The 26,900-nt window shown below is 67.9% G+C and carries 22 protein-coding genes and 1 tRNA gene; 11 read left to right on the forward strand and 12 right to left on the reverse strand.

Annotated features, from left to right (window positions below; all coding sequences use genetic code 11):
- Positions 1-19: 19 nt before the first annotated feature.
- The 3 genes from Q0812_RS10455 to sfsA form a co-directional block, all read right to left on the reverse strand.
- The gene (locus Q0812_RS10455; RefSeq protein ID WP_302110278.1) at positions 20-1,084 is read right to left on the reverse strand and encodes a winged helix-turn-helix domain-containing protein; all 1,065 of its coding nucleotides are present in this window, start codon (positions 1,082-1,084) and stop codon (positions 20-22) included.
- Between the two features lie 86 nt (positions 1,085-1,170).
- A complete protein-coding gene (gene map / locus Q0812_RS10460) occupies positions 1,171-1,989 on the reverse strand; it encodes a type I methionyl aminopeptidase (protein WP_302110279.1) in 819 nt (272 codons plus the stop codon).
- Positions 1,989-2,699 carry a DNA/RNA nuclease SfsA gene (gene sfsA / locus Q0812_RS10465; protein ID WP_302110280.1) on the reverse strand — a complete coding sequence of 237 codons (711 nt, stop codon included), beginning with the start codon at positions 2,697-2,699 and terminating at the stop codon, positions 1,989-1,991. The genes map and sfsA overlap by 1 nt, the downstream gene beginning before the upstream one ends.
- 23 nt (positions 2,700-2,722) lie before the next feature.
- Here sfsA and Q0812_RS10470 point away from each other — a divergent pair, with 23 nt between their 5' ends.
- Positions 2,723-3,478, forward strand: a complete 756-nt coding sequence (locus tag Q0812_RS10470; RefSeq protein ID WP_302110281.1) for a competence/damage-inducible protein A — start codon at positions 2,723-2,725, stop codon at positions 3,476-3,478.
- Positions 3,479-3,743: 265 nt separating this feature from the next.
- Here the strand turns inward: Q0812_RS10470 and Q0812_RS10475 are convergent, their stop codons facing one another.
- The gene (locus Q0812_RS10475) at positions 3,744-5,207 is read right to left on the reverse strand and encodes a DEAD/DEAH box helicase (protein WP_302110282.1); all 1,464 of its coding nucleotides are present in this window, start codon (positions 5,205-5,207) and stop codon (positions 3,744-3,746) included.
- Positions 5,208-5,528: 321 nt separating this feature from the next.
- Between Q0812_RS10475 and Q0812_RS10480 the strand changes: the two genes are divergently transcribed.
- Positions 5,529-6,932, forward strand: a complete 1,404-nt coding sequence (locus Q0812_RS10480) for a M20/M25/M40 family metallo-hydrolase (RefSeq protein WP_302110283.1) — start codon at positions 5,529-5,531, stop codon at positions 6,930-6,932.
- A 24-nt stretch (positions 6,933-6,956) separates the two neighbouring features.
- On the opposite strand, the gene Q0812_RS10485 is transcribed toward Q0812_RS10480, so the two are convergent.
- Entirely contained in the window at positions 6,957-8,282 is a 1,326-nt protein-coding gene (locus Q0812_RS10485) for a dicarboxylate/amino acid:cation symporter (protein WP_302110284.1), read from the reverse strand.
- Between the two features lie 105 nt (positions 8,283-8,387).
- Here Q0812_RS10485 and Q0812_RS10490 point away from each other — a divergent pair.
- The 4 genes from Q0812_RS10490 (at position 8,388) to Q0812_RS10505 (ending at position 12,639) form a co-directional block, all read left to right on the forward strand.
- Positions 8,388-8,472, forward strand: a tRNA-Leu gene (locus Q0812_RS10490).
- Between the two features lie 82 nt (positions 8,473-8,554).
- Positions 8,555-10,006, forward strand: coding sequence for a pyruvate kinase (gene pyk, locus Q0812_RS10495; protein WP_302110285.1), 1,452 nt, complete (start codon positions 8,555-8,557; stop codon positions 10,004-10,006).
- A gap of 64 nt (positions 10,007-10,070) precedes the next feature.
- Positions 10,071-11,477, forward strand: coding sequence for a pyridoxal-phosphate dependent enzyme (locus tag Q0812_RS10500; protein ID WP_302110286.1), 1,407 nt, complete (start codon positions 10,071-10,073; stop codon positions 11,475-11,477).
- 1 nt (position 11,478) lies between these two features.
- Positions 11,479-12,639, forward strand: coding sequence for a cystathionine gamma-synthase (locus Q0812_RS10505; protein WP_302110287.1), 1,161 nt, complete (start codon positions 11,479-11,481; stop codon positions 12,637-12,639).
- Between the two features lie 174 nt (positions 12,640-12,813).
- Here the strand turns inward: Q0812_RS10505 and selD are convergent, their stop codons facing one another.
- Positions 12,814-13,851: a selenide, water dikinase SelD gene (gene selD, locus Q0812_RS10510; RefSeq protein WP_302110288.1), complete on the reverse strand. Its 1,038-nt coding sequence runs from the start codon at positions 13,849-13,851 to the stop codon at positions 12,814-12,816.
- Positions 13,852-13,887: 36 nt separating this feature from the next.
- Here selD and mnmH point away from each other — a divergent pair, with 36 nt between their 5' ends.
- A complete protein-coding gene (mnmH, locus tag Q0812_RS10515) occupies positions 13,888-14,943 on the forward strand; it encodes a tRNA 2-selenouridine(34) synthase MnmH (RefSeq protein WP_302110289.1) in 1,056 nt (351 codons plus the stop codon).
- Here mnmH and Q0812_RS10520 read toward each other — a convergent pair.
- Positions 14,934-15,668: a TorF family putative porin gene (locus tag Q0812_RS10520; protein ID WP_425281564.1), complete on the reverse strand. Its 735-nt coding sequence runs from the start codon at positions 15,666-15,668 to the stop codon at positions 14,934-14,936. The genes mnmH and Q0812_RS10520 overlap by 10 nt on opposite strands.
- A gap of 100 nt (positions 15,669-15,768) precedes the next feature.
- Positions 15,769-16,695, reverse strand: a complete 927-nt coding sequence (locus tag Q0812_RS10525; RefSeq protein ID WP_302110291.1) for an NAD(P)H-dependent flavin oxidoreductase — start codon at positions 16,693-16,695, stop codon at positions 15,769-15,771.
- Between the two features lie 76 nt (positions 16,696-16,771).
- Between Q0812_RS10525 and queF the strand changes: the two genes are divergently transcribed.
- Positions 16,772-17,233 (forward strand): preQ(1) synthase, encoded by a 462-nt coding sequence (queF, locus tag Q0812_RS10530; RefSeq protein ID WP_302110292.1) that lies wholly within the window; start codon positions 16,772-16,774, stop codon positions 17,231-17,233.
- A gap of 56 nt (positions 17,234-17,289) precedes the next feature.
- Here queF and Q0812_RS10535 read toward each other — a convergent pair whose 3' ends face one another.
- A complete protein-coding gene (locus Q0812_RS10535) occupies positions 17,290-18,219 on the reverse strand; it encodes a hypothetical protein (RefSeq protein ID WP_302110293.1) in 930 nt (309 codons plus the stop codon).
- Between the two features lie 380 nt (positions 18,220-18,599).
- Positions 18,600-21,170, reverse strand: a complete 2,571-nt coding sequence (locus Q0812_RS10540; protein ID WP_302110294.1) for an alpha/beta hydrolase family protein — start codon at positions 21,168-21,170, stop codon at positions 18,600-18,602.
- Between the two features lie 173 nt (positions 21,171-21,343).
- Here Q0812_RS10540 and Q0812_RS10545 point away from each other — a divergent pair, with 173 nt between their 5' ends.
- Positions 21,344-22,114 carry a helix-turn-helix transcriptional regulator gene (locus Q0812_RS10545; protein ID WP_302110295.1) on the forward strand — a complete coding sequence of 257 codons (771 nt, stop codon included), beginning with the start codon at positions 21,344-21,346 and terminating at the stop codon, positions 22,112-22,114.
- Positions 22,115-22,174: 60 nt separating this feature from the next.
- Here Q0812_RS10545 and Q0812_RS10550 read toward each other — a convergent pair whose 3' ends face one another.
- Entirely contained in the window at positions 22,175-23,110 is a 936-nt protein-coding gene (locus tag Q0812_RS10550; protein ID WP_302110296.1) for a ribose-phosphate pyrophosphokinase, read from the reverse strand.
- 227 nt (positions 23,111-23,337) lie between these two features.
- On the opposite strand from Q0812_RS10550, the gene Q0812_RS10555 reads away from it, so the two are divergent.
- Complete coding sequence (locus Q0812_RS10555) at positions 23,338-24,276, forward strand: outer membrane protein assembly factor BamD (RefSeq protein WP_425281565.1); 939 nt, start codon at positions 23,338-23,340, stop codon at positions 24,274-24,276.
- A gap of 9 nt (positions 24,277-24,285) precedes the next feature.
- The gene (recN, locus tag Q0812_RS10560) at positions 24,286-25,986 is read left to right on the forward strand and encodes a DNA repair protein RecN (protein WP_302110298.1); all 1,701 of its coding nucleotides are present in this window, start codon (positions 24,286-24,288) and stop codon (positions 25,984-25,986) included.
- Here recN and Q0812_RS10565 read toward each other — a convergent pair.
- Positions 25,983-26,873, reverse strand: coding sequence for a hypothetical protein (locus Q0812_RS10565; RefSeq protein ID WP_302110299.1), 891 nt, complete (start codon positions 26,871-26,873; stop codon positions 25,983-25,985). The genes recN and Q0812_RS10565 overlap by 4 nt on opposite strands.
- Positions 26,874-26,900: the final 27 nt, after the last annotated feature.

The raw sequence follows: 26,900 nt of genomic DNA on the forward strand, positions 1-26,900 counted from the left end.
CAGAACGAAAAGAGAACGTCTAGACCTGCCTCAACTGTCGCCCGGTCAGGATCATGGCCGCCACCACGCAGCCGGCGAACAGCAGGCCCTCCAGCATGGCCACGCCGACATGGCTGACAGGGCCGAAACCGGCTTCACCGAAGAGGGCGCCGAGCGGCGTCAGATCGAGGCGCGAATCCGGGAACATCTGGGCCAGAGCCTCAAGGCTGGCGGCCATCAGCTGGCCGCCCATCAGCGTGATCACAAGGCCCGCCAGCGCGCCGCCCAGCCCGCCGACGGCGCTGGCGCGCAGCAGCGACCCTGGCCCCGCCAGCCTCGCGCCCAGCCACGCACCCAGGCCCACGCCCGCGCCGAGCACAAACCCCTCCGGTCCGCCCGTCACCTCGCCGGGCGCCCGCCCCAGCAGAAGGACGAAGCCGTCGCTGGCCACGAGCTTGACGAAGGCGCCCACGATCAGGCCGCCGGCGGCCCCGCCCAGGACGCTCCAGGGACCGAGCCGCCCCGAGATCAGCCGCGCCGCCGCCACGCCGAATCCGACGCCCGCGCCGCCTATCAGGCCCACCACCATGGTGACGCAGACCAGCACCATCAGGATGGAGCCCGCCCCCATCCCAGGCTCAGGCGGTTGGGTCACGCCAAGCACGGCGTAAAGCATACCGCCAAGGAAACCGGCGACCCCGCCTCCGGCCATGGCGGCGGCGCCCAGCCAGAGCGCCTCGATCCAGCCTTGTGGAGGGGCCGCGGCGGCCTGGGCGGACGGTGGGGTTTCCGCCGCTTTGACAAGCGCGATAAAGCGATAGCCGTGCTTGGGGACGGTCTCGATGAAGCGAGGCTGGGCCGCCTCATCCCCCAGCAGACGGCGGAGGGTGCGGATGCACTGGGTCAGCGCCTCGTCCGTGACTGGAACGCCTCGCCACACCTCATCCATGAAGCGGTCCTTGGCGACCAGCCGCCCCGCCTCGCGCACCATCAGGATCAAAGCGTCGAGATAGCGCGCGTTCAGATCCACCGTCCGGCCGTCACGGCTCAGCCGCCGCTGGGCGGGATCAAGCACAAAGTCGCCAAAGCGGTAGGGGCCGTTCACGAGGCGACGAATCCTTCAGGCGGCCTACGGGTCGGCACAGGCTAGCTTCGCCTCGGCCGGGATCAAAGACCCTCGCTGTGGCGCCGTTAGAACTTCGGGCGGAACATTCCCGCAGGGCTGGCGGTGAAGATCTCCACGCCGCCCTCGGTGACGCCGACGGAGTGTTCACACTGGGCCGAGAGGGATTTGTCGCGGGTCACCGCCGTCCAGCCGTCGGACAGAACCTTCACGTGCGATTTGCCCAGGTTCAGCATGGGTTCGACGGTGAAGAACATACCGGGCTTCAGCTCGGCGCCCTGACCCCGACGGCCGAAGTGCAGCACGTTCGGATTGTCGTGGAAGACGCGGCCCACGCCGTGACCGCAGAAGTCCTGAACGATGCTCATGCGGTTCTTCTCGGCCACCTGCTGGATGGCCCAGCCGATGTCGCCGAAGGTGTTTCCCGGCTTGACCATCTTCAGACCCGCCTCGAGCGCGTCATAGGTGGTCTCCACCAATCGGCGGGCGCGGGCGTTGATCTGGCCGACCGGGTACATGCGGCTGGTGTCGCCATGCCAGCCGTCGACGATCACGGTCACGTCGATGTTGGCGATGTCGCCGTCCTTCAGCGCCTTGTCGCCGGGGATGCCGTGGCAGACGACATGGTTGGGCGAGATGCAGGTGGTCCTGGTGTAGCCCTTGTAGCCAAGGCAGGCGGGCTGGCCGCCGTTGTCCAGAATGAACTCGCGGGCCAGGTCGTCCAGATAGCCGGTGGAGACGCCCGGCGTCACATGCTCAGTCAGCATGTCCAGGCACTCGGCGGCCAGCCGTCCGGCCGCGCGCATGCCCTCGAAGTCCTCGGGCCGGTGCAGCTTGATGGCGCGGGTGCGCACATAGGGGTCGGACAGGGCGTCGATCGTTTCCATCAGGTCTCCAGGGCGCGCCAGGGCACGCGGCGCTTTAGCACAATCTCTTCGGGCGATAGTTGGGCAGCATAGCACAGAACCTCAACACCGCGCTCGGCCGCCCGCCTCAGCGCCGGACCGTAGGCCGCGTCCAGGTCGTCGGCCGTGTCGAAGGCGTTGATGCCCGCCTGCTGGATAGCGAAGACCATGACGGCGCGGCCGCCGGCCTCCACCACCCGCTCCAGTGCGCCCAGGTGCTTCAGCCCTCGCTCGGTGCGGCAGTCTGGAAACTCCGCGAGGCCTGACGTTCGCGCCAGGTGGACGTTCTTCACTTCGACATAGGCGGGCAGGCGGCCCTCGGCTTCGAGCAGCAGATCGATCCGGCTGCCGTCGTCGTAGCGGACCTCGCGGCGCAGGGTCGGATAGCCGGCCAGCTCGGGAATGACGCCGCCGATGATCGCCTCCTCCACCAGCCTGTTGGGCAGATGGGTGTTGACCCCGGCCATGCCGGTCCGGGCCTCCACCAGCTCCAGCGTGTGGGACAGCTTGCGGTTCGGGTTGTCGGCCTGGGACAGCCATACCCTCAGCCCCGGCTCGGTCAGGCCCAGCATGGCGCCCGTGTTCGGCACATGGACGGTCATCGGCCGCCCGTCCTCCAGCCGCACGTCTGCGAAAAAGCGCTTGTAGCGCCGCTCCAGCACGGCGGGGATCAGGGGCGACTTGAAGCGCATGGCGCCCTCTCTAATGTCCCGCCATGACCGACGCATCCCCCACGGCCGCCGTTCTCATCATCGGGGACGAGGTGCTGTCCGGCCGCACCCAAGACACCAACCTGAACACGATCGCCCGCTTCCTGGCGGCGATGGGCATCGACCTTATGGAGGCGCGGACGGTCGGCGACCGGCGCGAACAGATCATCGCGGCGCTGAACGCCCTGCGCGGCGGCCACGACTACGTCTTTACGACGGGCGGCATCGGACCGACCCATGACGACATCACCGCCGAGTGTGTGGCTGAGGCCTTTGGCGTCGCCCTGCCCGAGCATCCGGAGGCCTTGGCCATTCTGGAGCGCCGCTATGGCGAGGCGTTCAACGCCGCCCGGCGGCGCATGGCGCGCATCCCCGAGGGCGGCGTGCTGATCGCCAACCCGGTCACGGACGCGCCGGGCTTTCAGATCGGAAATGTCTTCGTGATGGCGGGGGTGCCCAAGATCATGACGGCGATGCTCGAGGACGTGGCCCCACGCCTGAGAAGCGGCGCGGTGGTGCACAGCCGCACGGTGCGGGTGGCCGGCGTGGGGGAGGGGGCCATCGCCGACCTGCTGACCGCGGCGGCGCAGGCCAGGCGCGACCTCAGCTTCGGCAGCTATCCCTTCGGTCACGGAAGCGTGGGCGAGGTTGGGACCAATCTGGTGGTCCGAGGCCGGGATGAAGCGGCCTTGCAGGAGGCCGCCACCAATTTGCTGGCGGGACTGAAGGCTCTGGGGATCGAGGCGGTTCTTGAGGGCTGAGCCTCGATCCCGCGCCCGGCTCTGGCAGGGCGCCAGCCCAAAAAAGGGGGGCCAAACCGTGCCAAACCGCGCCAAATCGCGCCAGTTCGCGGCCGGCAAGCGGAGCGGCCGGCAGGTGGCGGGGGGCGAGGACGAATCCAGATCCATCCGACCAGCCTAGGTCCGCCGGCCACGGCGGGGATAAGGGCCCGCCGCCTGGCCCTCATGCCTCGGGAAATGAAGAGCTTTAAGCCCCGACGCAAGAGGGGATTGGGCGGCGGGAGGACTAGTTGGCGGCCCTCTGGCCCCAACCCTTGCCGCCGTTCGACGGGCGGCGGCGGCGCGGCCGGCGCTTAAGCTGATCGACCGGCTTGGGCTCAGGCGTCCCGGAGCGCTCGACAGCCATGGGATCGTAATTGGGCTTGGGCTGCGCTTCGCGATGAGCGCGTTCGCGGCCCTCGCCCTTGCGGGGACGGTGCGGCTGGCCGCCCTCGGGCGGGCGGTGGCCTCGGCGGCGGTTGCGCGGACCTTCACTGCGGGGCCGCTCGTCGGACTCGGGCATCGTCGGTTTCTTGGCCACGCCGGCGGCCAGGATTGAGGCGTCGAGCGCGCCCAGTTGCCTGTCGTTGCGGCGGTCGATGGCCGGGATCTTCTGGCGCGTGACCTTCTCGATGTCCTTGAGCAGCTTCATCTCGTCGCCGGCGACGAAGCTGATGGCCGTGCCGTCCGCGCCCGCGCGGGCCGTGCGGCCGATGCGGTGGACGTAGGCCTCGGGCACGAAGGGCAGCTCGTAGTTCACCACATGGGTGACGCCGTCGATGTCGATGCCGCGCGCGGCGATGTCAGTGGCCACCAGCACCTTCAGCTTGCCGGCCTTGAAGGCGGCGAGCGTGCGCTCGCGCTGCGGCTGGCTCTTGTTGCCGTGGATGGCCCCGGCCTCGACCCCGCCGGTCTCGAGGTAGGCGGCCACCTTGTCGGCGCCGTGCTTGGTCTTGGTGAAGACCAGGACGCGGGTGAACTTGGGGTCCGAGAACAGCTCGGTCAGCAGGGCGCGCTTGCGGCCCTGTTCGACCCAGACCACGGACTGCTTGATGCGCTCGACCGTGGTGGCCTGGGGGGTCACCTGGACCTTTGCGGGGTCCTTCAGCAGCTCCCCGGCCAGCTTGCCGATCTCGCCCGGCATGGTGGCCGAGAAGAACAGGTTCTGCCGCTTGAAGGGCAGCTTGGCGACCACCTGGCGGATGGGCTTGATGAAGCCCAGGTCCAGCATCTGGTCGGCCTCGTCGAGCACGAAGATCTCGGTGGCCGACAGGTCGATGGTCTTCTGCTGCATGTGGTCCAGCAGACGGCCGGGCGCGGCCACCAGGACGTCGAGACCCTGCTGCAGGGCGCGCTCCTGGGGTCCGTACTTCACCCCGCCGAAGACGGTGGCGACGCGGAAGCCCAGATGGGCGCCGTAGGTCTTGAAGCTCTCGGCGATCTGGGTGGCCAGCTCGCGCGTCGGCGACAGCACCAGGCAGCGCGTGGTGCGCGGCATCGGCGCAACGCGGTTTTCGGCCAGCCTGTGCAGGATCGGCAGGGCGAAGGCCGCCGTCTTGCCGGTGCCCGTCTGGGCGATGCCCAGCAGGTCCTTGCCCTTCAGCAGGTGCGGAATGGCCTGGGCCTGGATAGGGGTGGGCTTCTCATAGCCCGAGGACTTGAGGGCCTGAAGCAGGGCCGGGTTGAGGCCCATGGATTGGAAGTCAGTCACGTCAAAGCGTCTTTCGCATGAACGACGGCGCGCGGCCGGATTCACCGGCAAGGGTTCAGCGCCGTCGGCTCCCCGCCCGTCTGGGCGTCATGGGGAGCGGGTGGCGCCGCCCCGCGTGTCATGGGCAGCGAAATAATCTGTGGTGACCCGGCCGCTTCGACAGACAAGCCCCCGTTGGTCTGGAGGCCACACGCGCTGGAGCGCGCCGGACATCGCCTTGTGCGATGCGGCAAAGGTGGGGGCTGATTGCGTCAAGGTCAAGGCGGGGCTTGAAATGGCCGGCCGACACCGCGAGGGTCACCCGCCACCAAGGAGTCCGCCATGCGCCGTTTCGCTTCTCTCGCCGTGATCGCCGCCGTGCTTTCCGCCGGCGCGGCGGCCGCCCAGGACGCCGAGGCCATCCGCACGGCGGAACAGCTGCGCGACCGGGCGATGCAAGGCTCGGGCGCCTACGCAGTGGTGGAGGAGATCACCACCCGTTTCGGGCCGCGCCTGGCCGGCACCGAGGCCGAGCAGAGGGCCGCCGCCTGGGGCGAGGCCTATCTGCGGCGCGAGGGCTTCCAGAACGTACGTCAGGAGACCTTCCCGCTAGCGGTCTGGACGCGCGGGATCGACCGGGCTGAGATCGTCGGCGACCACGCGCAGCCGCTGTCCGTGGTTGCGTTGGGCGGTTCCGGCGCGACCGCCGAGGGCGGTGTCGAGGCCGAGGCGGTCATCTTCGAGACCTATCAGCAGATGCTGGACGCGCCGGAGGGCGCGCTGCGGGGCAAGATCGCGGTGGTGCTGCAGGAGACGGTGCGCATGCAGGACGGCTCCGGCTATGGCGTCACCTCAACCATTCGCGGGCAGGGCCCGGAAGAGGCGGCGCGGCGTGGCGCCGTCGGCTTCCTGCTGCGATCGCTGGGCACGCACGATCACCGGTTCGCGCATACGGGCGCCACACGGTGGCTGGACGAGCCGATCCCGTCCTTCGCCCTGTCGCCGCCTGACGCTGAGCAACTGGCCCGCATCGCGGCCCTGTCGAACCGGCCGCTGAGGCTGCGTCTGCATTCCGGCGCCGGCCGCGTGCTGGAGGGGCGGTCGCAGAACGTCATCGCCGAGGTGCGGGGACGCGAGGCGCCGGAGGAGGTGATCGTCATCGGCGCACACATGGACAGCTGGGACCTGGGGACCGGCGCCATCGACGATGCGGCGGGCATCGCCATCGTTACGCGCGCGGCGCGCCTAATCGCCGATCTGCCTGAGCGGCCGCGTCGCACCATCCGCGTCGTCTGGTTCGGCGCCGAGGAGGTCAGCCAGCCGGGCGGCACGGGCCTGGCCGGTGGGCGGGACTACGTCACGCGGCACCGCGAGACTTTCGACCGGCACGTGGCGGCCAGCGAGAGCGACTTCGGAGCGCGGCCGATCTACAGCCTGGCCCTGCCGGCGGGATTCTCGGATCAGACCTTCCTGGCCGCCGCGCGCCGGGTGCTGACGCCCATCGGCGTGAACGTCTCGCCGGCGCCCAACCAGGGCGGCGGGCCGGACATCATTCCCATGGCTACGGCTGGGGTGCCGACCTTCCGCCTGAACCAGGACGGCTCGGACTATTTCGACACGCACCACACGGTGGACGACGTCATCGACCGGATCGAGCCCGAGGATCTGGACCAGAACGTCGCCGCCTGGGCTGCGGTGCTGTGGCTGATGGCCGACAGCGAGGTGTCGCTGCGGCCGGCCAGTTAGGCCTTCAGGCTCAGGTCCTCAGGCTCAGGCCCTCAGGGGAGGATCGATCAGCGGCTCCATGGGTTCGGCGTCCTCCGGGCCCATGGGTTCGCCCCGGCCCACCACGACGGCGGCGGCCAGGTCGCCCGTCACGTTGACCGTGGTGCGGCACATGTCGAGCAGACGGTCGACACCGAGGATCAGCCCGATCCCCTCGACCGGGACCCCCACCATGCCGAGGATCAGCGCCACCACCGGCAGCGACCCGGCCGGCACGCCCGCCGTGCCGATGCCGCCCAGGATACAGACCAGCATCACGGTGATCTGCTGCATCAGGTTGAGCTCAATGCCGAAGAACTGAGCCAGGAACAGGACTGTGACGCCCTCGAACAGGGCCGTGCCGTTCTGGTTGGCGGTGGCGCCGATCGTCAGGACGAAGCGCGAGACGCGGCGCGGCAGCTGGAGGTTGCTCTCGGCGGCCAGAAGGGCCGTGGGCAGGGTGGCGTTGGACGAGGCGGTCGAGAAGGCGACCAGCATGGGCGCTCGCACGGCGCGGAAGAAGGCGATGGGGCTCATGCCGCCCAGCACCTTCACCGAGGCGGAATAGACCACGAACATGTGCAGGCCCAGGGCCAGCAGCACGACGCCGACGAAGGCCGCCAGCCGCGTCAGCAGGTCCCAGCCGAACAGGGCCGCCAGGTTGAACATCAGGCAGGCGATGGCGATGGGCGCGGCCCTGATGACCAGGTCGATCAGAGTCATGGAGACGTGGAACAGACCCTCCAACGCCTCCTTCAGCCGCCCCGCGCTCTCGTGACGGGTCAGGACCAGACCGATGCCGAAGATGAGCGAGAAGAACATCACCGGCAGGATGGCGTTCTCGGCCGCCGCGGTGATGACGTTGGACGGTACGATGTCGAGGAAGAAGGAGGGGCCCCCGACCGAGGGCGGGGCCCGGGCGATGATCTCGCCGGCGCCCTCGCGGCCCTGGGCCAGGAGGCTCTGCGCCACGGCAGGGTCCACGCCCCGGCCCGGCTGGAACACATTGACCAGAACGAGGCCGATGATGACCGCGATGGTCGATACGATCACGGTGTAGGCGAGGGTCTTCCAGCCGACGCGGCCCAGGCTGGGCAGGTCCTTCATCTCGGCCACGCCCACGGCCAGGGCCGAGAACAGCAGCGGAATGACCAGCATGAACAGCAGCTTGAGGAACAGCTGACCGATTGGGCCGGTGACGTTGCTGGTCAACCACTCGACCCAGGCGGCGTCGGCGCCGACGCCGAGGTTGACGGCCAGGCCGGCCAGCAAGCCGACCGCGAAACCGATCATCATCTTGATGTGCAGCGGCGCCTTCAGAATGCCGGCCATGGGCTCCCCTCCCGGACTCAACGAGACCCATGGGTAGCACGGATGCCGCCCGTGGCGAGGGGCGGCTTCACGCGCCCGCCGGATGCGGCTAACGCTGGCGACGGCGCGGACGTGGCGGAATGGTAGACGCAGCGGACTTAAAATCCGCTTCCCCCTGGGAGTGTGGGTTCGAGTCCCACCGTCCGCACCAGGCGGCCAAGGTCCGCCTTACGCCAGCCTCAGGAATCGTCCAGTCTCCCCCGTGTGATCACCCCTAGCCGCACAGGCCGCCCATGAACCGCGCCCGTCGCGCGCGCATCGTCGCCACGCTCGGACCGGCCAGCCGCGAGCCGGGCATGGTCAAGGCCCTGGCCAAGGCGGGGGCCGATGTCTTTCGCCTGAACTTCAGTCATGGCAGCCACGAGGATCACGCCGCCGCGCTGAAGGCCGTACGCGGCGCCGAGCTTGCTCTGCAACGGCCGCTGGGCGTTCTGGCGGACCTGCAGGGCCCCAAGTTGCGCCTGGGGACCTTCGCCGACGGCAAGATCGAGGTGACGCCCGGCCATCGCATGGTCTTTGACCTCGACCCGACGCCCGGCGGGCCGGATCGCGTGTCGATGCCGCATCCGGAGATTTTCGCGGCGCTCCGGCCGGGGATGGCGCTGCTGATCGACGACGGCCGCGTCCGCCTGAAGGTCGTCGAAGCCGCCAAGGACAACGCCCTGGTCGAGGTGGTTGCGGGCAAGGCGCTATCCGACCGCAAGGGCGTGGCCGTGCCGGACGCCGTCATTCCCCTGTCGGCGCTGACCGAGAAGGATCACCGCGACCTTCAGTTCGCCCTGCGCATCGGCGTCGACTGGGTGGCGCTGTCCTTCGTGCAACGGGCGGAGGACATGGCCGAGCTGAGGAAGCTGGTGGCCGGCCGCGCCGCGTGCCTGGCCAAGATCGAGAAGCCCTCGGCGCTCCAGGACCTGGAGGCGATCCTCAACTACTGCGACGGGGTCATGGTGGCGCGTGGCGATCTGGGCGTGGAGTGCGCGCCCGAAGAAGTTCCGGTGGCCCAGAAGCAGATCCTGCGTGCGGCGCGGAACCGGGGCGTGCCGGCCATCGTCGCCACCCAGATGCTTGAGAGCATGACCACCCAGCCGACGCCGACCCGCGCCGAGGCGTCGGATGTCGCCAACGCCGTCTATGAGGGCGCGGACGCCGTGATGCTGTCGGCCGAGACCGCCTCGGGCCAGTATCCGCTAGAGGCGGTCTCGGTGATGAACCGGATCATGGAGCGGGTCGAGGCCGATCCTGTCTGGCCCAGCCTGATGGACGCCGAGCACGCAGGCATGGACGACGCCGACGCCGACGCCCTGGTGGCCGCCGCGCGCAAGGCCGCCGACGCCAGCTCCACCGCCTGCATCGCCGTGTTCACGACCCTGGGCGGGACGGCGCGCCGCATGGCGCGCGAGCGGCCGCTTCAGCCCGTCATCGCCCTGACGCCCAAGCCGGAAACCGCCCGGCGCCTGTCGCTGGTCTGGGGGCTGGAGCCCCGCCTGGCCGCCCAGCCCGAGACGCTGGAAGACGTCACCGACCTGGCCGTGGAGCAGGCGGTCGAGGCCGGCTTCGCCAAGCCTGGACAGCGCATCCTGATTCTGGCGGGGACGCCCTTCGGCGCGCCGGGGGCCGCGAACCTTTTGCGGCTGGCCCATGCGCCATTGGGCGGCCGGCCGCGCAGAGCCGCCAAGGCGGGTTGACCTCGGCAGGGGAGCGGACCACTTTCCGCCCGCCTTTTTCGCCCCGCATGAGAGATCATCCGCCATGGCCGACCTGCCCGCCAAGCCTCCGTTGACGCGTCCGGCGACGAGCCTGCTCGACCTGATCGGCAACACGCCGATGGTGGAGGTGACGCGGTTCGACACCGGGCCCTGCCGGCTGTTTCTCAAGCTGGAGAGCCAGAACCCGGGCGGCTCCATCAAGGACCGCATCGCTCTGTCGATGATCGAGGCCGCCGAGAAGGAAGGGTGGCTGAAGCCCGGCGGCACCATCGTCGAGGCGACGGCGGGCAACACCGGCCTGGCCTTGACGCTGGTCGGTCAGGCCAAGGGCTACAAGGTCCTGCTGGTGATCCCGGACAAGATGTCCAAGGAGAAGATCCAGCACCTGCGCGCCATGGGCGCCGATGTGCGCCTGACCCGGTCGGACGTGCCGCACGGCCACCCCGAGTACTACACCGACATGGCGGAGCGTCTGGCTCAGGGAATTCCGGGGGGCTACTACGTCAATCAGTTCGCCAACGACGCCAACTCGGCCGCCCACTACCACACCACGGCGCCCGAGATCTGGGCCCAGACAGGCGGCCATGTGGACGCCTTCGTGGCCGGCATCGGCTCAGGCGGCACCATCACCGGCGTCGCCCAGTTCCTGAAGGCGCAAGGCTCCAAGGCCGAGATCATCCTGGCGGATCCCGTGGGTTCGACCCTGGCCGGCATCGTCAACGAGGGCGTGCCGGGCCCCGAGGGCAGCTACACGGTCGAGGGGATCGGCCAGAACTTCGTGCCCGACACGGCGCACATGGACCTGATCGACAAGGCCTATTCGATCCCTGACGCCGAGGCCATCGCCACGGTGCGCGAGCTGCTGCTGAAGGAAGGCATCCTGGCGGGGTCGTCCTCGGGCACCCTGATCGCGGCGGCCCTGCGCTGGTGCCGCGAGCAGACCGAAGCCAAGACCTGCGTCACCCTGGTCTGCGACACGGGCGCCAAGTACCTGTCCAAGGTCTATAACGACGCCTGGCTGGCGGATCAGGGCCTGAAGGCCCGCGAAATCCACGGCGACCTGTCCGACCTGATCACCCGCAAGTACGAGAACGGCGACGTCATCGTCATCGGCCCGGACGACACGCTGGACACCGCCTTCAAGCGCATGCGCTCGGCCGATGTCAGCCAGCTGCCCGTCATGCGCGAGGGCCGTCTGGTGGGCATCCTGGACGAGAGCGACATCGTCCACACCCTGGACACCGACGACATCCCCCGCGACGCCCGCTTCAAGCGTACGGTGGGCGAGGTGATGACCCGCGACCTGGACACGGTTCAGGTGAACGAGGCGCTGGACGCCCTGATCCCCCTGTTTGACCGCGACCGCGTGGCCATCGTGCTGGACGGCGAAAAGTTCGTCGGCCTGATCACGCGGACCGACCTGATCAACCACCTGAGCCTGAACCGCTGACATGGCCGACCTGAAGAACCGCCAGGGTTTCTCGACCCGCGCTATCCACGCCGGCCAGCGCCCCGATCCGACCACGGGCGCGGTGATGGTTCCGATCTACGCCACCTCCACCTACGCCCAGGAAAGCCCGGGCGTGAACAAAGGCTATGAATACGCGCGCGGCAAGAACCCGACGCGCGAGGCCTTCGAGGCGTGCCTGGCCGATCTGGAGGGCGGCACCCACGGCTTCGGGTTCGGCTCGGGCATGGCGGCGACGGCCACGGCGCTGGAGCTGCTGGATGCCGGCAGCCACATCATCACGGGCGACGATCTGTATGGCGGGACTTATCGACTGTTCGAGCGCGTGCGGCGCCGGTCTATGGGACTTGATTTCGCCTATGTGGACCTGACCGACCTGGACGCGGTGCGCGCGGCGATCACGCCCAAGACGAGGATGCTTTGGGTTGAGACCCCAACCAATCCGCTGATGAAGCTGGCGGACCTGCGAGCCTTGTCCACAATCGCCAAAGAGCACGGCCTGCTGTTCGTGGCCGACAACACCTTCGCCACGCCCTGGTGCCAGACGCCTCTGGACCTGGGCGCCGACATCGTCATGCACTCGGTGACGAAATATCTGAACGGCCATTCCGACATCATCGGCGGCGCGCTGGTGACGGGGAACGCGGATCTGGCCGCCCAGCTGAAGTTTCTGCAGAACTCCATCGGCGGGATCATGAGCCCGTTCGACGCCTTCCTGGCCAACCGGGGGCTCAAGACGCTGGGCGTGCGCATGAAGGCCCACTGCGAAAACGCCCTGGCCATCGCGCGCTGGCTGGAGGGCCGCAAGGGCGTGGCCGAGGTCTTCCATCCGGGCCTGGAAAGCCATCCGCAGCACGAGCTGGCCAAGCGGCAGATGCGGGCCTTCGGCGGTATGATCTCGGTGCGCATCGACGGCGACCTCGCGCGGACGAGACAAGTTCTGGAGCGGGTGCAGGTCTTCACCCTGGCGGAGTCGCTGGGCGGCGTCGAAAGCCTGGTCAACCACCCGGCCATCATGACCCACGCCTCGGTGCCGAAAGAGGTCCGCGAGAAGGGCGGCGTCACCGACAACCTGATCCGCCTGTCCGTGGGGGTGGAGGATCTGGACGACCTGATCGCGGACCTGGATCAGGCGCTGGCCTAGATATTTCGTCCGCTCACCCCCGCGAAAGCGGGGGCCCAGACCTTTCCAGCTTGGCGCAGCCTTTGGCAGAATCCCGTGGCGTGTGGAGTCCTCTGGACAGAACTGGATCCCCGCTTTGGCCGCTGCGCGCCGCCCTTCGGGTCGCGGGGATGAGCGAGCGTTGAGGTAGGCAGCCTAGAGCACCCTGACCCCTCGACCCTCCAACACCCGGCCCACCACCGCCGCGTGGTCGAAGCCTGAGCTGCGGATCATCGCCAGCGCCGCCTCGGCCCGGTCGGCCGCCAGGGAGACCAGCAGCCCGCCGCTGGTCTGGGGATCGGTCAGCAGGGTGCGCAAGGCCGGATCGTCACAGCCCGAAACCTCCGCGCCATAGCTGGCCCAGTTGCGGTCAGAGGCGCCGGTGCGGATCCCGGCCGCGATCATGGCTTCGACGCCCGGCAGGACCGGCGCGGCCTGCGCATCGATCTCCATCCGGACACCCGACCCGCGCGCCATCTCCAGCGCGTGGCCCAGCAGGCCAAAGCCGGTCACATCGGTCATGGCGTGGACGCCCGCCTGCTCGACCAGATCGGCGCCCACCGTGTTCAGCCGCGTGGTGGAGCCGATCAGCGCCTGATACCCCGCCTCCTCTAGCTGACCCCGCTTGAAGGCCGCCGACAACACCCCCACACCCAGCGCCTTGGTCAGGATCAGCACGTCGCCCGGCTTCGCGCCCCGGTTGGTCAGCACCCGATCCGGATGCGCCAGTCCCAGCGCCACGAGGCCGTAGATCGGCTCGAAGCTGTCGATCGAATGCCCCCCGGCCACCGGAACGCCGGCGGTCGCGCAGACCTCCGCCCCGCCCGCCAGGATGGCGCCGATGGTCTCCGGGCTCAGCTTGCCTATGGGCATGCCGACGATAGCCAGGGCGAAGATGGGCCGCCCGCCCATCGCATAGATGTCCGAGAGCGCATTGGTCGCGGCGATGCGCCCGAAGTCGCGCGGATCGTCCACCACTGGCATGAAGAAGTCCGTGGTCGCCACCAGCGCCTGGGTCTCGTTCAGCCGCCACACCGCCGCGTCGTCAGAGGTCTCGCGCCCCACCAGCAAATCCGGGAAGGCCGCCGCCTGGGGCATGCCCTTCAGGATGTCGGTCAGCAGGCCCGGCGCGATCTTGCAGCCGCACCCGCCCCCGTGGGCCAGGCTGGTCAGTCTGGGTTCGTCGTCGCGCATGTTGGCCTCCACTCCGGCGCTCTATAGCAAAGGGCGATGATCCGCACCGTGGACCGCCTCGCGCCCGCAGACCTCGACGGCTTCGACGCCGTGATCGACGTGCGCAGCCCGTCAGAGTTCGCCGAGGATCATGTGCCGGGCGCGATGAACCTGCCGGTCCTGTCCGACGCGGAGCGGGCCGAGGTGGGGACCATCTACGTCCAGCAGTCCAAGTTCCTGGCCCGCCGGATCGGCGCCGCCCTGGTGGCGCGCAACATCGCCAGGCACCTGGAGACCGCACTGGCCGACCGGCCCGGCGGCTTTCGGCCGCTGGTCTATTGCTGGCGCGGCGGTCAGCGGTCCCACGCCATGGCCACGGTGCTGGATCAGGTGGGCTGGCCGGTGACCCTGCTCCAAGGCGGCTATCGAACCTGGCGGCGCGGCATCGTCGAGGCGCTCTATGAGGGTGAGCCGCGCTGGCGGGTCATCCTGCTGGACGGCGGCACGGGCTCGGCCAAGACCGACATTCTGAACAGGCTGGCGGTGCGCGGCGTGCAGACCCTGGACCTGGAGGGGCTGGCCGAGCATCGCGGCTCCCTCTTCGGCGGCCTGCCCGGCGCGGCCCAGCCCAGCCAGAAGCTCTTCGAAAGCCGGTTGCATATGGCCCTCGCCGCCGTCGATCCCGCCCGTCCACTCGTCCTGGAGGCCGAGTCCAGCAAGGTGGGCGAGCGCATGATCCCGCCCGCCCTGTGGGCCGCCATGACAGGCGCGCCGCGCATCGAGCTGTCGGTCCCGCTTGCGGCCCGCGCCGCCTATTCCGCCGAAGCGTATGGCGAGTGGACCCGTGACCGCGCCGCGCTCAACGCGGTGCTGGCCCGCCTGCCGGTCCAGGGCGGCCGCGCCCTCCGCAAGACCTGGGGCGAGATGGCCGACGCCGGCGATTGGACGGCGCTGGCCGCCGACCTGATCGAGCGCCACTACGACCCGGCCTATGCGAAACAGGGGCGCGGACCCGCCGCGCCCCTGTCGGTTATCCCCTTGGCTGATCTCGGCGAGGCCGAGCGCGAGCGGGCGGCGGACGAAATCGCCGCCCTCCTCGCCGATCAGAAGTAGACGTTGAAGCCCGCCACCAGCTGGCTGTCATAGGTGGGCGAACGGCCGTCCTCGCTGGTGTCGTACCAGCGCACGTCGAAATCCAGGTTGTCATTGACCCGATAGGTCGCGCCGATGTTCCAGGCCGTATAGTCGACGCCGTTCACCTGCTCGCGGCGGCCGATGGCGGCGGTGGTGCGGAAGTCGGGCGTGAACTTCCACCCGGCGCGGGCCTCGACCCAGGTCCAGCTGCGCGTGGAGCCGGCGCTGTCGGGCGAGTACTGGAAGCGCAGGCGGCCGGACGCCGGGCCGATGGAGCGCGACACGTCCGAGGTGAACTCCCAGGCCTGATCCTCCTGGCCCGGGCGCGCGCCCAGATAGGACTTGTGGGCGGCGTTGAAGTCCCAGTTGTAGCCGAAGGCCTCCGGGCGATAGCCCACGGCCAACTCGATCTCCGTGTCCGCGCCCGTGGAGCTCTCGATGTTCGACACCTCGGCGCCGGCGTAGAAGACATCAGAAGCTGAAGCCCACTCGACCGCGCCATAGGCGTAGGGATCGCCGCCCGTCTTGGACGCGCCCTTGGAGCGGTAGTCGGAGAAGGCGCCGGCCTGGAACGACCAGGAGCCGCCACCGAAAGCCCCCGGAACCTCGCCGACAGCCGGCGATTCCTGCGCAACGGCGGGGAGGGCGGTAAAGAGCAAGGCCGCTGCGGCGGCGAGGGCGATCGGTCTGGCCAAGGTCGTCATCCTGTGGGTTCAAGCAGTGTAGTGACGGCGGCGCTTAAACCCGGAGTCCGTGAAACCACCGCTACAGCCTCATGACATTTCACGACCGATAAGGTGACAGTTAGGCGACGCGTTCCTGAAACTTCTGCCGCGCTTCCGCGAACTCGGCCTTCAGCCGCGCGCAAAGATCCGCCACGCCCGGGATATCTTGGACGTTGCCCGCGCCCTGGCCGGCGGACCAGACGGTCTTCCAGGCCTTGGCCTCCTCGCCCATGTCCAGCTTGTGCTCCGGCAGGGTCTTGGGATCGATGCCGTTGGCGATCAGGGACGGCGTCATGAAGTTGGCGGGAATGCCCGAGACGGCGGGCGTGTAGGTGATGTCAGACGCGCCCGCATCCACGACCATCTGCTTGTAGGCCGGGTCGGCCAAGCTTTCGCGCGTGGCGATGAAGCGCGTGCCCATATAGGCGAAGTCGGCGCCCATCATCAGCGCTGCGGCCACGTCAGAGCCCGTGGACAGGCAGCCGGACAGGATGATCGTCCCCTCGAAGAAGCGTCTGACCTCGCCCACCAGGGCGAAGGGATTGATCACGCCCGCGTGGCCGCCCGCGCCGTTGGCCACCAGGATCAGGCCGTCGACGCCCGCCTCGGCCGCCTTGCGAGCATGGCGGATGTTGGCGATGTCGTGGAAGACCACCCCGCCATAGCCGTGAACGGCGTCCACCACGTCGCGCACCGCGCCCAGCGAGGTGATGATCAGAGGGACCTTCTCCTCCACCGACACGGTCAGGTCGGCGATCAGGCGCGGGTTGGTCGGATGGACGATGTGGTTGACGCCGAAGGCTGCCGCCTGGGGGCTCTGCCGCCCTTTGATCTCCTGCAGCCAGTCCCGATAGCCCTCGGTGGTGCGCTGGTTGAGCGACGGGAAGGTCCCGATCATGCCCGCGTTGCAGGTCTCCACCACCAGGTCCGGCCCCGAGACCAGGAACATGGGCGCCGCGATCACCGGCAGGGCCAGGTTCGTCTGCAGGCTGGGGGGAATGGCCATGGTCCGTCCTCTCCGTTCCGATTGGAAACCGATAGCGAGGCTTGGCGGACGTGGCTAGCGTGCTAGAGCGTCGGCCATGACGACCGACACCTCAGGCCTGACCCAGCTCGGCGGCGCCGTCCGGGGCTTCGACAGCCCGGACAAGGCGGTGCTGGAGCGCGTGCCCAACCCGCATCCGGACACGCTCTATCTGGCGCGCTTTACCGCGCCCGAGTTCACCAGCCTGTGCCCGGTGACGGGCCAGCCCGACTTCGCCCACCTGGTGATCGATTACGCGCCCGGCGACTGGCTGGTAGAGTCGAAGAGTCTGAAGCTGTTCCTGACCAGCTTCCGCAACCACGGCGCCTTCCACGAGGATTGCACCGTCCATGTGGGCAAGCGGCTGGCGGACCTGTTGGACCCGCGCTGGCTGCGCATCGGCGGCTACTGGTATCCGCGCGGCGGCATTCCCATCGACGTCTTCTGGCAGACGGGCGCGCCGCCAGAGGGCCTGTGGCTGCCCGACCAGGGCGTGCCGCCCTATCGTGGGCGCGGCTGAATGCAGACGGGCCCGGAGGCGAACCTCCGGGCCTTCTTCCCTGCCTCAGCAGCAGATCAGCGTGACGAGGCCTCGGTCGACGGACCCGCCCCCTGCGCCGTATTCACCGTCAGCATCACCGGCTGGCAGACGGGGTCACCGCCGACAATGTAGCCGGGCAGCTGACCGGACTTGCCCACGGCTTGTTGGGTGGGGCCAGCGAAGCTGCCCCCGTCCCCCCCGTTGGTATAGACGTTGCCCCTGTTCTGGTCGTCGCCGGACGCGAAGCGGCCATAACCGCTTGTGGCGCCGCCGCCGCAGCTGCTCTGGCGCTGGATGGCCACGGTCCAGTTCAGGCGCATGCCCTCCGGCGAGCCGCCATCCGCGCGCTCGACCCGAGCCTGGGCCATGGCCTGACCGGCCGCCTGACCGAAGGCGCGCGGCGCTCCCCCGCCCAGCCCGGTCATCTGGCAGTTCAGCGTGCCCGATACCCGCGCGATGCAGGAGAAGTTGGCGGTGTAGATCTGATCCGGGCGTTGGCCGCGCATATCCCAGTGCTGACCCATCTCGGGGCGCCGCACCCAGCGCAGGTTCTGGTCCAGGGGATGGAACCGGTCCGGCAGATGCCGCGCCGTGGTGTTGCCCCAACGCAGGGTGAAACCGAACGTTCGGCCCTCTGGCGATCCGCCGTCCACCGAGGCGACCGTGGCGCTTTCCATCAGCTGTTCGCCAGCGCGGACCCAGCGGCGGTCAAGATCGTCCGCATTCAGGACGGAGCAGTTCAGGCGGCCGTTGGCCGTCGGCGTGCAGGACACTTCAACCGTGACCCGGGGAAGATCCCAGCGAGCGTTCACGCCATAGAGCCGTTGCATCTCGCGCAAGGAAGGCTCGCGCACCCACCGAAGCCCTTGTTCGGCATAGGTCGGAAGGCCGCTCTGGGCCATGGACGGTCCCACCGCGCCAAGCGCCGCTAGCGCCAGCGGGATCATGGAGGTCGAAAGTCTCATATAAGGTCTTCCTGCTGTCTCGTTCGTGGCGCCCCGGCCACGCACACCGCTCATGACGCCATCGTGTCATGCGCGATGGTCGAGTCCATCAGCGGCGCGGTCGGCCCTAATCAGTTTGCGGCGAAATGACGGCAAATCGGCGGAATGGGTGCGATCCACGGCGGTAAACCGCGCAGGGGCTGCGCCCGGCGCCATCCAGGCGCGGGCGAGCGGGGCCGCAAGTTCCGCGCCGTGGGGGCGCTTCGATCGGGTGTGACCGGCTTCGCCCGTTGGGTTCAGTCGAACAGTTTGGAGACCGATTCCTCGTTGGCGATGCGTCGGATAGGAAAGCCGAAGTTCTGGCCGTTTCGCGAGGGGGCCCGCGCTCGACGCATATTATGTCAGTCTCTGGTCTGCTGAACTACCCAATCGACCATTGCATCATAATAGCCTGGCGCCGTTCGCTGGACGTCTCCTGGAGGAGCTTCGAGCATCAGGTTGTGGTTCCCACCATCGAAAAGTCTAATGGTCCAGTTTTGATGATTTTGGGCCATGTCCTCAATTAAGCGGACATTCTCCGAGTTGGGGAACGCTTCGTCCATCTCGCCCAACAAAAACAAGACGGGTATATTCAGAATGTCAAATGCGGATCGGGCGTCAAAACGGAGATCGTCAGAGAAGACCTGAAGTCCGCTCGACAGGGTTCCGGTAGTAGGGTCGGCAGGTGGAAGCCGCAGCAGGCCGTACCAAGGTTCTTGACCGTATAGACGCCAATTCTCGGAAACACGAGCCGCTGATTCAGTCCGTCCGGATGCCAGATAAGCGAAATAGTCGCTCAAAATGCGGTCCGCCAGATCAACCGTCTCGGCGGGATGTCCAGCACTTTCCACACGAAGAATCCGTGCGTAACGTTCCTGTACTCTAGGAGATGTCGGTCCGCTTGAGGACATCACTAGGAATGCTATCTTTGGATTGACGCCGGCTGCCATGGCTGCAGTCCAGCCGCCCCGGCTTGATCCGATCAGGCCGATGCGATCACTGCGAATGTCGTCCCTGCTCGCTAGATAATCGACCGCGGCGGAGGCGTCCGCAGCGTTTATGGCCAAGGTGGCCGAGGGGCCGTCGCCTGGCGAGAGGCCATAGCCCCGCTTGTCTACACCCAATGCAGCGATTCCATTTGCGGCGAACATGTGCGCCCAGGCCCGGAAATTTTCACGCGTGCTGGGTCCGGCCCCGCCCTGGAAGACTACGACGGGATGCGGTCCCGGCCCCGGCGGCCTGAAGAGGATGCCGTGCTGCTCAAGGCCGTCGCCGGTGATGTAAGAGACGGCCTCCTCTATGGCCGCCGATCTGACGGCTGTCTGAGGCTGACGATTGCCCTCGGCCAGGATCAGTGAAGGTCCATCCTCAGTGAGCCTGAAGCTTACGGTTTGGGGGGAGGCCACCGCCCAGCCATCGGGCGAGACGAGGCGAAAGCGGGTTGAGGATTCCGCATCCGGCTGAAGAAACCCAATACGACCGCTGGCCAGATCCTGGATGAGCAGGCCGCGCGGGACGGACATCAAGGCCACGGTTTTACCGCCGACGATGTAGTTCCCGACCAGGTCTTGCACCCTCATCATGGCGTCGGCTTGGCTCAACGCCCCGGCATCCGAGACGCCCTCGTGGACCGCCTCGATCCCCGCCCTGCCGCGCAGCCAAGTTGTCAGGGCCGAAAGAAACTGCGGCGCCACCAGCCGGTCGGGACCAACGGGATTCACAAGGCCGTGACCATATCCAGGGTACACTTTGATCGTGACATCGTTCGCTCCCGCGACCGCCAGGCGCTCACGCCACACTGGGATATAGGGCGCGTAAGGCGTGATCCTATCCGACCCGCCAAAGGCCAAAAAAACAGGCAGATTCAGCCGCTCGATCGTCATCTTCGGATCGAAATAGCCCCTCGACCAGGCGGCGATGTCCTGGGGCTGATCGCTAATGCTGGTCCGCGGAAACCACGCTTCATCTCGAATGCGGGACACCGCTTGGGACAACGCCTCCGTCACCCTTCCTGCGCGCGCCGCCTCGAACATCAACTGCATCGCGCGCCGGGCCTCTTGTCGCTGGGCGTCGGTGAGGTCGAATCCGGCGAGGTCATGGGTCAGTGAATCGAACTCTTGCTCCCAGCTGCTGACGGGGGGAGCTGAGACCAACGCCATGAACGCTATGCCTCCGCCATCAACTGCGGCGAGCGGCGCGCTCCATCCCGCCTGACTAATGCCCACAACGCCTATGTTGGCTGCATCGACATCGGACCGCATTCGAAGGGCTGCGACCGCCGCATTGATATCCTCAGCGAGTTCGGAGACCACGCGGTCGCGGTACGGCGCGCCCGCGGGCCCGGCCCCTGGCTTGTCATAGGTAAGGACGCGAAAGCCGTTGCGCGCCAGATGAGCGGCCAAGGCAGGGAAATAGGTAAAATTGATGCTCGCCGGGCCGCTGCCGGGCGACAAGACCACCACGGGACGCCGATCATCTCCTGGCAGCGCGGTCAGTCGACCGGAAATGCCGTTCGCTCCAAACCGAATGTCTTCGTATGCAAGCTCCGGATCCTGCGCTCCTGTCACTGGAGGGCGACCACGGGGTGTCCACTCGATTTGGGCGCCGTGCGCCTTGAGAACAAAGGTGTCCGATTGTCCTGCAAGGGTATCCAGCGAAGGGCTGCCTACCCCAATCATCCGCCCTGAAGCGGTATCGAATACGACGAGAGATTCTCCACTGCCTTCAACACCCTGGAACGGCCCAATGATAAGCGTTTGCCCGTTCGTGAGCGTATAGGTTCTGGGGCGGGAGAAGTATTGCGCGTGGAATGCCGCCGCTTCATCGACTGATGTCACCCCCACTGATGTCGTCGAGCCGTGGTCCTGCGCGCGACTATCTGTGACGCCCAAAATCGTAGCCGCCAATGCGAAGGCCGCAATCCGTACTGTCATTGTTCCGATCCCTAGGGCCGCACAGGAGCCCAGCCAACCCGCCCTAAATCAGGAACCGCAGATGTTATCTTGGAGAAATGTGACCCGTCGGCTTCGCGCTCCAGACCAGTGAATAATTTGTCACTGGTCCTGTTTGCCGCCTCGCATAGGCTAGAGTTGGTGAGGAACTGAGCGTGCATTTCAGCGTCGAGACAGCTTCGGTGGACGGTGCGCTGCACATGCGGGGCCACGCCCATGCTGGGTGGCACCTTGTCGCCATCACCGCGGGCGCCTTCGAAGAGGCGGTAGGCAAGCGTATTTTTTCACTACCGGTTGGCGCGCTTCGCTTGTCCAGGCCGGGCGCCTCACATGAGATCGCCGTGGCGTCCAGCGGTATGACCTGCGCCATACTGAGTCTGCCGGCCGCATGGATGATGGGCGTATTCGGTCCAGGACCGGATCGGGGCGACAGTCATTTCATCGCTGAACCGAATATCCATGATCGAATCTGCGCGGCCGCCAATCTGGCCATGACCAGCGGCGGCAAGGCCGAGGCAAGTCTTATCGTTCGTGAGGCATTGGCGGGAATCCACGGGATCGTTCACGCGGAGGAAATGGGACCGGTTCCATTATGGGTCGAGGATGCGCGACGCCTAATCGCCGACGGGCAGTCGTCGCGGAGCATCGCCGTCCTGGCCCGGTCGGCTCGCATGAGCCGGGAGCATTTCTCGCGCGCCTTCAGGCGTTACACAGGTTGGCGCCCAGTCGATTATCGGGCGACGACACGCGCTTTGCGCGCTGTTCGACTGCTGAAGGAATCAGAAGTTCCGCTGGCGGAATTGGCGGCTGATCTAGGCTATTCTGACCAAAGCCACATGATCCGAGAATTGAAGGCTTACGCCGGCGCCACACCTTCTGTGATCCGTCGCTTGAACCGCTTTGGTGCGGAAAGCCACGGAAAATAGCGTTCCTCGCACGCCTTAGGCTGGAGGCGCTAAAGCCGACAGGGATTACGGGATCGGCCGTCAGTCGAACAGTTTGGAGACCGATTCCTCGTTGGCGATGCGCCGAATGGCCTCGCCGATCAGGGGGGCGATGGGAACGACGCGGATCCGGTCGCAGGCCGCCACCTCGTGCCGGGGTCCGATGGAATCGGTGACCACCAGCTCCTTGAGTTCGGACTTGGTGACGCGATCCACAGCCGGGCCGGAGAGCACGCCGTGGCTGACATAGGCCGACACCTGGGTGGCGCCCCGTTCCTTGAGCGCCTTGGCGGCGTTCACGAGGGTGCCGGCCGAATCCACGATGTCGTCAAAGAGGATGCAGCGGCGTCCGTCCACCTCGCCGATGATGTTCATGACCTCGCTTTCCCCGGCGCGAGGGCGGCGCTTGTCGACGATGGCCAGATCGGCGTTGAGCCGCTTGGCCAGCGCCCGGGCCCGCACCACCCCACCCACGTCGGGTGAGACGATGACCAGGTCGCCGGTCTGCTTGTAGTGGCGCTGCACGTCGGCCGCGAGCACGGGCAGGGCGACCAGATTGTCCGTGGGGATGTCGAAGAAGCCCTGAATCTGGCCGGCGTGCAGATCCATGGTCAGGACCCGATCAGCGCCGGCGCGGGTGATCATGTTGGCCACCAGCTTGGCCGAGATGGGCGTGCGGCCCTCGGTCTTCCGGTCCTGCCGGGCGTAGCCGAAATAGGGCATGACCGCGGTGACGCGCCGCGCCGAGGCCCTGACCAGGGCGTCGATGCAGATCAACAACTCCATCAGGTTGTCGTTGGCGGGATAGCTGGTGGGCTGCAGGACGAACACGTCCTCGCCGCGCACATTCTCGTCGATGGTGACGAAGACCTCGTTGTCGGCGAAGCGCCGGACCTGGGCCAGGGTCAGGGGCTGACCGAGATGATCCGCGATGGCCTGGGCCAAAGTGGGGTTCGCATTGCCCGCCAGGAGCTTCATCGGTCCGCCATCCTTTCGCCGCAGGTGCGCGCCCTTCTAGCAAAGGGAGGCGGGGGAACAAGGGGCTCCCGCCCTTTCGCAAAGCTGGATTGGCGCTGTCCCGGCGGTCGTGTAGAAGCCGGTTTCCGCCCGGACGTAAAAGGCGTCGCGTCCGGTCCATCAAAGTCGAGGTCTGATCGGTGCGTTCCAATTGGCATAAGGCGGGCGTCACGAGCGTCGTTGTAGCTTTGGCGGCCGCTCTGCTGGTCAGCGCTTGCGCAGGCGAGCGCCGCCGTCCACGGCTCCAGTATCAGGAGCGGGCCGTAGAGCTGCTGTACGGCACGGGCGTGAGCCGACTGGAGAGCCGCCGGTGGGATGAAGCGACGACCTTCTTCGAAGAGGTGGAGCGCCAGCATCCCTATTCGGAGTGGTCGCGCCGGGCCATTCTGATGCAGGTTTATGCCCACTATCAGGGCAATAACTACGAGGAAGCCATCGCCGCGGCGGACCGGTTCATCCGGCTCTATCCCGGCAGCAGCTCGGCCCCATACGCCTTCTATATGAAGGCCATCTGCTACTTCGAGCAGATCGTCGACGTGGGCCGGGACCAGGGCGTCACGGTGCAGGCGCGCACGGCGTTGCAGGATGTGGTGCGCCGCTATCCCAATACGGCGTATGCCGCCGACGCTCGCTTGAAGCTGGACATGGTCGCCGACCAGCTGGCCGGCAAGGAAATGGCCGTGGGCCGCTGGTACCAGAGCCAGAACCAGTTGCTGGCCGCCGCGGGCCGCTACAAGCACGTGATCGATCAGTACCAGACCACGTCGCATACGCCCGAAGCGCTGTATCGCCTGGTGGAGGTCTATCTGACCATGGGCCTGCGCGAGGAAGCGATCCGCAACGGCTCGGTGCTGGGCTTCAACTACCCGGGCAGCGTCTGGTACGCGGACGCCTACCGCCTACTGGCGCGCGAAGGCGCCCGACCGGATGTGGAGCCCCAGGCCCCCGCGCGCGGCTGGCGGCGCTTCATCCCGGGCGTGCGTGAGCGCGAGCAGGACCGCAACTTTGGGCAAGCGTCGCGTGAGCAACAGCGCCAGGAGCTCGTGCGCGGCATCATGCAGGGCGGCTCCGAGCAGGAGAACGACGCCCGTGATTCGGCCCAAGAGGGCGCAGACGAATCCCGCTAAGGCGGGATAATGCTGACGGCCCTGTCCATAAGGGACATCGTTCTTGTCGAAGCGCTGGACCTGGAGATACGGCCGGGCCTGACAGTGCTGACCGGCGAGACCGGCGCGGGCAAGTCAATCATCCTCGACGCCTTGGGTCTTGCGTTGGGCGCCAGGGGCGATCCCGGTCTCGTGCGGCCCGGCGCGAAGCAGGCCAGCGTCACCGCAGTGTTCGCACCGCCCGCCGGCCATCAGGTGCTGAGCGCTCTGGACGAGGCAGGCATTGAAGCTCCGGAAGATGGGACGCTTCTGCTACGCCGAACCGTAGGCGCCGACGGCCGCAGCCGCGCCTTCGTCAACGATCAGCCGGTCGGCGTCGGTGTGCTGAAGAGCGTCGGAGAACATCTGGTCGAGGTGCACGGCCAGCATGAAACCGTGGGCCTCCTGGACGCTCGCACCCATCGTGGATTGCTCGACGACTTCGGCGGCCTGGAACGGCAGGTGGCGGCAGTCGGCGAGGCGCATTCGGCGCTGAAGGCCGCGCGGGGCGAGCTGGAGCGCCTATCGCGCGAGGCCACCAACGCCGAGGCTCAGCGTGAGACCCTGGCCGAGCAACTGGCCGAACTGGATCGGCTGGCGCCGCGTGCGGGCGAAGAACAGGCCCTGGCGGAGGAGCGCGCCTTGCTGGCGGCCGGCGAAAAGGCTCTGGCTGAGGTCAGCCAGGCGCGAGATCTGCTGGGCGGCGATCGGCTTGCGCACAGCCTGGCCCAGGCGCTTAGGGCCCTGGAGCGGGGGCGGGAGAGGGCGTTACAGGCCGGCGCCGGAGAGGATCATCGCGCGCTGAAGGCTTTGGCCTCGGCGGCCGAGGCGGTGGATCGGACGCTCATCGAAGCCCAGGAGGCTTCAGCGCTCGTGGACGAGGCCGCGGCGGCCTTCGACATTGATCCGGCGCGGCTTGAGACAGCCGAGGAGCGCCTTTTCGCCCTGCGGGCCATGGCCCGGCGACTGGGGGTCGGCGTCGAGGCCCTGCCTGACGAGCGCGCCAGGATTGCCCATTTGCTCAATCTGGTCGAAGACAGCGCACAGGCTATGAAGGCCGCCGAGGAGGCCCTCGAAAGGGCTACTGTCGCCTACGACGCGGCGGCGGCCGCATTGACGATGGGCCGACGTGCCGCGGCCGCCCGCCTCCACGAGGCCGTAGCCGCCGAACTGGGCCCCCTGAAGCTCGACAAGGCGCGCTTCAGGGCGGTCGTCAGCCCCCTGCCTGAGGAGCGGCGCGGCGCGTTCGGCGCGGATCAGGTGCTGTTCGAGATCGCGGCGAACCCCGGCGCTCCGTTCGGTCCCCTGAACGCCGTGGCGTCCGGGGGAGAACTGGCGCGTGTGGCGCTGGCGCTCAAGGCGGCCATGGCGGGCCGGACGGCCGCATCGCCGGTGATGATTTTCGACGAGGTCGATCAGGGGGTGGGCGGCGCCGTCGCCGACGCGGTGGGCCGCCGTCTCGACCGGCTGGCCGAGGGCGGCCAGGTGCTGGTGGTGACCCATTCGCCCCAGGTTGCGGCCCGGGGAGCAAGCCACCTGAAGGTCGTGAAACGCCTGGCCAGCGACCAGGTGCGCACCGACGTCCAGTCGCTCGAGGGCGAGGCGCGCCTTGAGGAGTTGGCGCGGATGCTCTCCGGCGCGGAAGTCACCGATGCAGCTCGTGCGGCGGCGAAGGCGCTGCTCGGCGCCTAGTCGTCCGACTGGGGGCCCGCGGCGGCGCGGTTCACCGTCAGCATGACCGGTTGGCAGCGCGGATCAGCGCCATAGTACTTCCCACTCGGCTGGGCCGCTCCGTTACCTTGCCCCTGGGTTGCGGGGATGGCGCCGACCGCGCCGAGGTCGGGAACGGTTCCAACGCCGCCAGTGCCGCTGCCTCGGCGGCCGCAACCGCTCTGCCTGAGGATTGCGACCGTCCAGTCGAAGCGGCGACCCTCCAGGGGCTGACCGTTCGCGCTGGCGACGCGAGCCTCAGCCATGGCCTCGTTCGCCGCTTCGGCGAAGCGTTCGGTAGCGCCGCCGTCGAGGTTGCGCAGCTGGCAGTCCAGGTCGCCGTCGGCCTGAGCCATGCAGCTGAAGCTGGCGGCGAAGGTCGCACCCTGCGGCTGGCCGGACATGTCCCAACGCTCGGACATCTCCGGGCGACGCACCCACCGCAGGCCGGCCTCGCTCGGCTGGTAGCGGTCGGGCAGAACCCGCCCCGCCCAGTTGCCGAAGCGAACGGTGTAGCGGAACGTCCGGCCGGCGGGCGAGCCGCCGTCCACCGCGCGGACGCTGGCCCGCTCCAACAGCTGCTCGCCGGCCGTAACCCAGCGGGCCTCGAGATCAGCGGCGTTCAGCGCCGTACAGTCGAGAGCGCCCCGCTCGTCCGGCGTGCAGGCAAGGTCGACGCTTTCCCGGCCCAATGGAGCGTTCAGAGCCACGCGCCCAGCCACGTTGCGCCCGAAGAGGCGCTGCATGTGCCGAAGAGATGGCATGCGCCGCCACTCAAGCCCGACCCGATCGTAGGTCGGAAGTTCGGCGGCGGCCGGCTGGGCGGCGGCTCCGATCAGGCTCATGACGGCGGCGGATACGATCAGCATGAGAGCCCTCCGTTTTTCTGCCAGGCT

Source organism: Peiella sedimenti (assembly GCF_030504955.1).
Lineage (GTDB): Bacteria > Pseudomonadota > Alphaproteobacteria > Caulobacterales > Caulobacteraceae > Brevundimonas > Brevundimonas sedimenti.

Bases quoted from the DNA above. Each gene is read 5' to 3' on its own strand.
- Q0812_RS10565 (WP_302110299.1), bottom strand. From the start codon at position 26,873: ATGCTGATCGTATCCGCCGCCGTCATGAGCCTGATCGGAGCCGCCGCC.
- Q0812_RS10480 (WP_302110283.1), top strand. From the start codon at position 5,529: ATGCGCCGTTTCGCTTCTCTCGCCGTGATCGCCGCCGTGCTTTCCGCC.
- mnmH (WP_302110289.1), top strand. From the start codon at position 13,888: ATGATCCGCACCGTGGACCGCCTCGCGCCCGCAGACCTCGACGGCTTC.
- Q0812_RS10535 (WP_302110293.1), bottom strand. From the start codon at position 18,219: ATGAGACTTTCGACCTCCATGATCCCGCTGGCGCTAGCGGCGCTTGGC.
- Q0812_RS10540 (WP_302110294.1), bottom strand. From the start codon at position 21,170: ATGACAGTACGGATTGCGGCCTTCGCATTGGCGGCTACGATTTTGGGC.
- selD (WP_302110288.1), bottom strand. From the start codon at position 13,851: ATGCGCGACGACGAACCCAGACTGACCAGCCTGGCCCACGGGGGCGGG.
- queF (WP_302110292.1), top strand. From the start codon at position 16,772: ATGACGACCGACACCTCAGGCCTGACCCAGCTCGGCGGCGCCGTCCGG.
- Q0812_RS10500 (WP_302110286.1), top strand. From the start codon at position 10,071: ATGGCCGACCTGCCCGCCAAGCCTCCGTTGACGCGTCCGGCGACGAGC.
- Q0812_RS10525 (WP_302110291.1), bottom strand. From the start codon at position 16,695: ATGGCCATTCCCCCCAGCCTGCAGACGAACCTGGCCCTGCCGGTGATC.
- pyk (WP_302110285.1), top strand. From the start codon at position 8,555: ATGAACCGCGCCCGTCGCGCGCGCATCGTCGCCACGCTCGGACCGGCC.
- recN (WP_302110298.1), top strand. From the start codon at position 24,286: ATGCTGACGGCCCTGTCCATAAGGGACATCGTTCTTGTCGAAGCGCTG.
- Q0812_RS10550 (WP_302110296.1), bottom strand. From the start codon at position 23,110: ATGAAGCTCCTGGCGGGCAATGCGAACCCCACTTTGGCCCAGGCCATC.
- map (WP_302110279.1), bottom strand. From the start codon at position 1,989: ATGGAAACGATCGACGCCCTGTCCGACCCCTATGTGCGCACCCGCGCC.
- sfsA (WP_302110280.1), bottom strand. From the start codon at position 2,699: ATGCGCTTCAAGTCGCCCCTGATCCCCGCCGTGCTGGAGCGGCGCTAC.
- Q0812_RS10520 (WP_425281564.1), bottom strand. From the start codon at position 15,668: ATGACGACCTTGGCCAGACCGATCGCCCTCGCCGCCGCAGCGGCCTTG.
- Q0812_RS10505 (WP_302110287.1), top strand. From the start codon at position 11,479: ATGGCCGACCTGAAGAACCGCCAGGGTTTCTCGACCCGCGCTATCCAC.
- Q0812_RS10470 (WP_302110281.1), top strand. From the start codon at position 2,723: ATGACCGACGCATCCCCCACGGCCGCCGTTCTCATCATCGGGGACGAG.
- Q0812_RS10485 (WP_302110284.1), bottom strand. From the start codon at position 8,282: ATGGCCGGCATTCTGAAGGCGCCGCTGCACATCAAGATGATGATCGGT.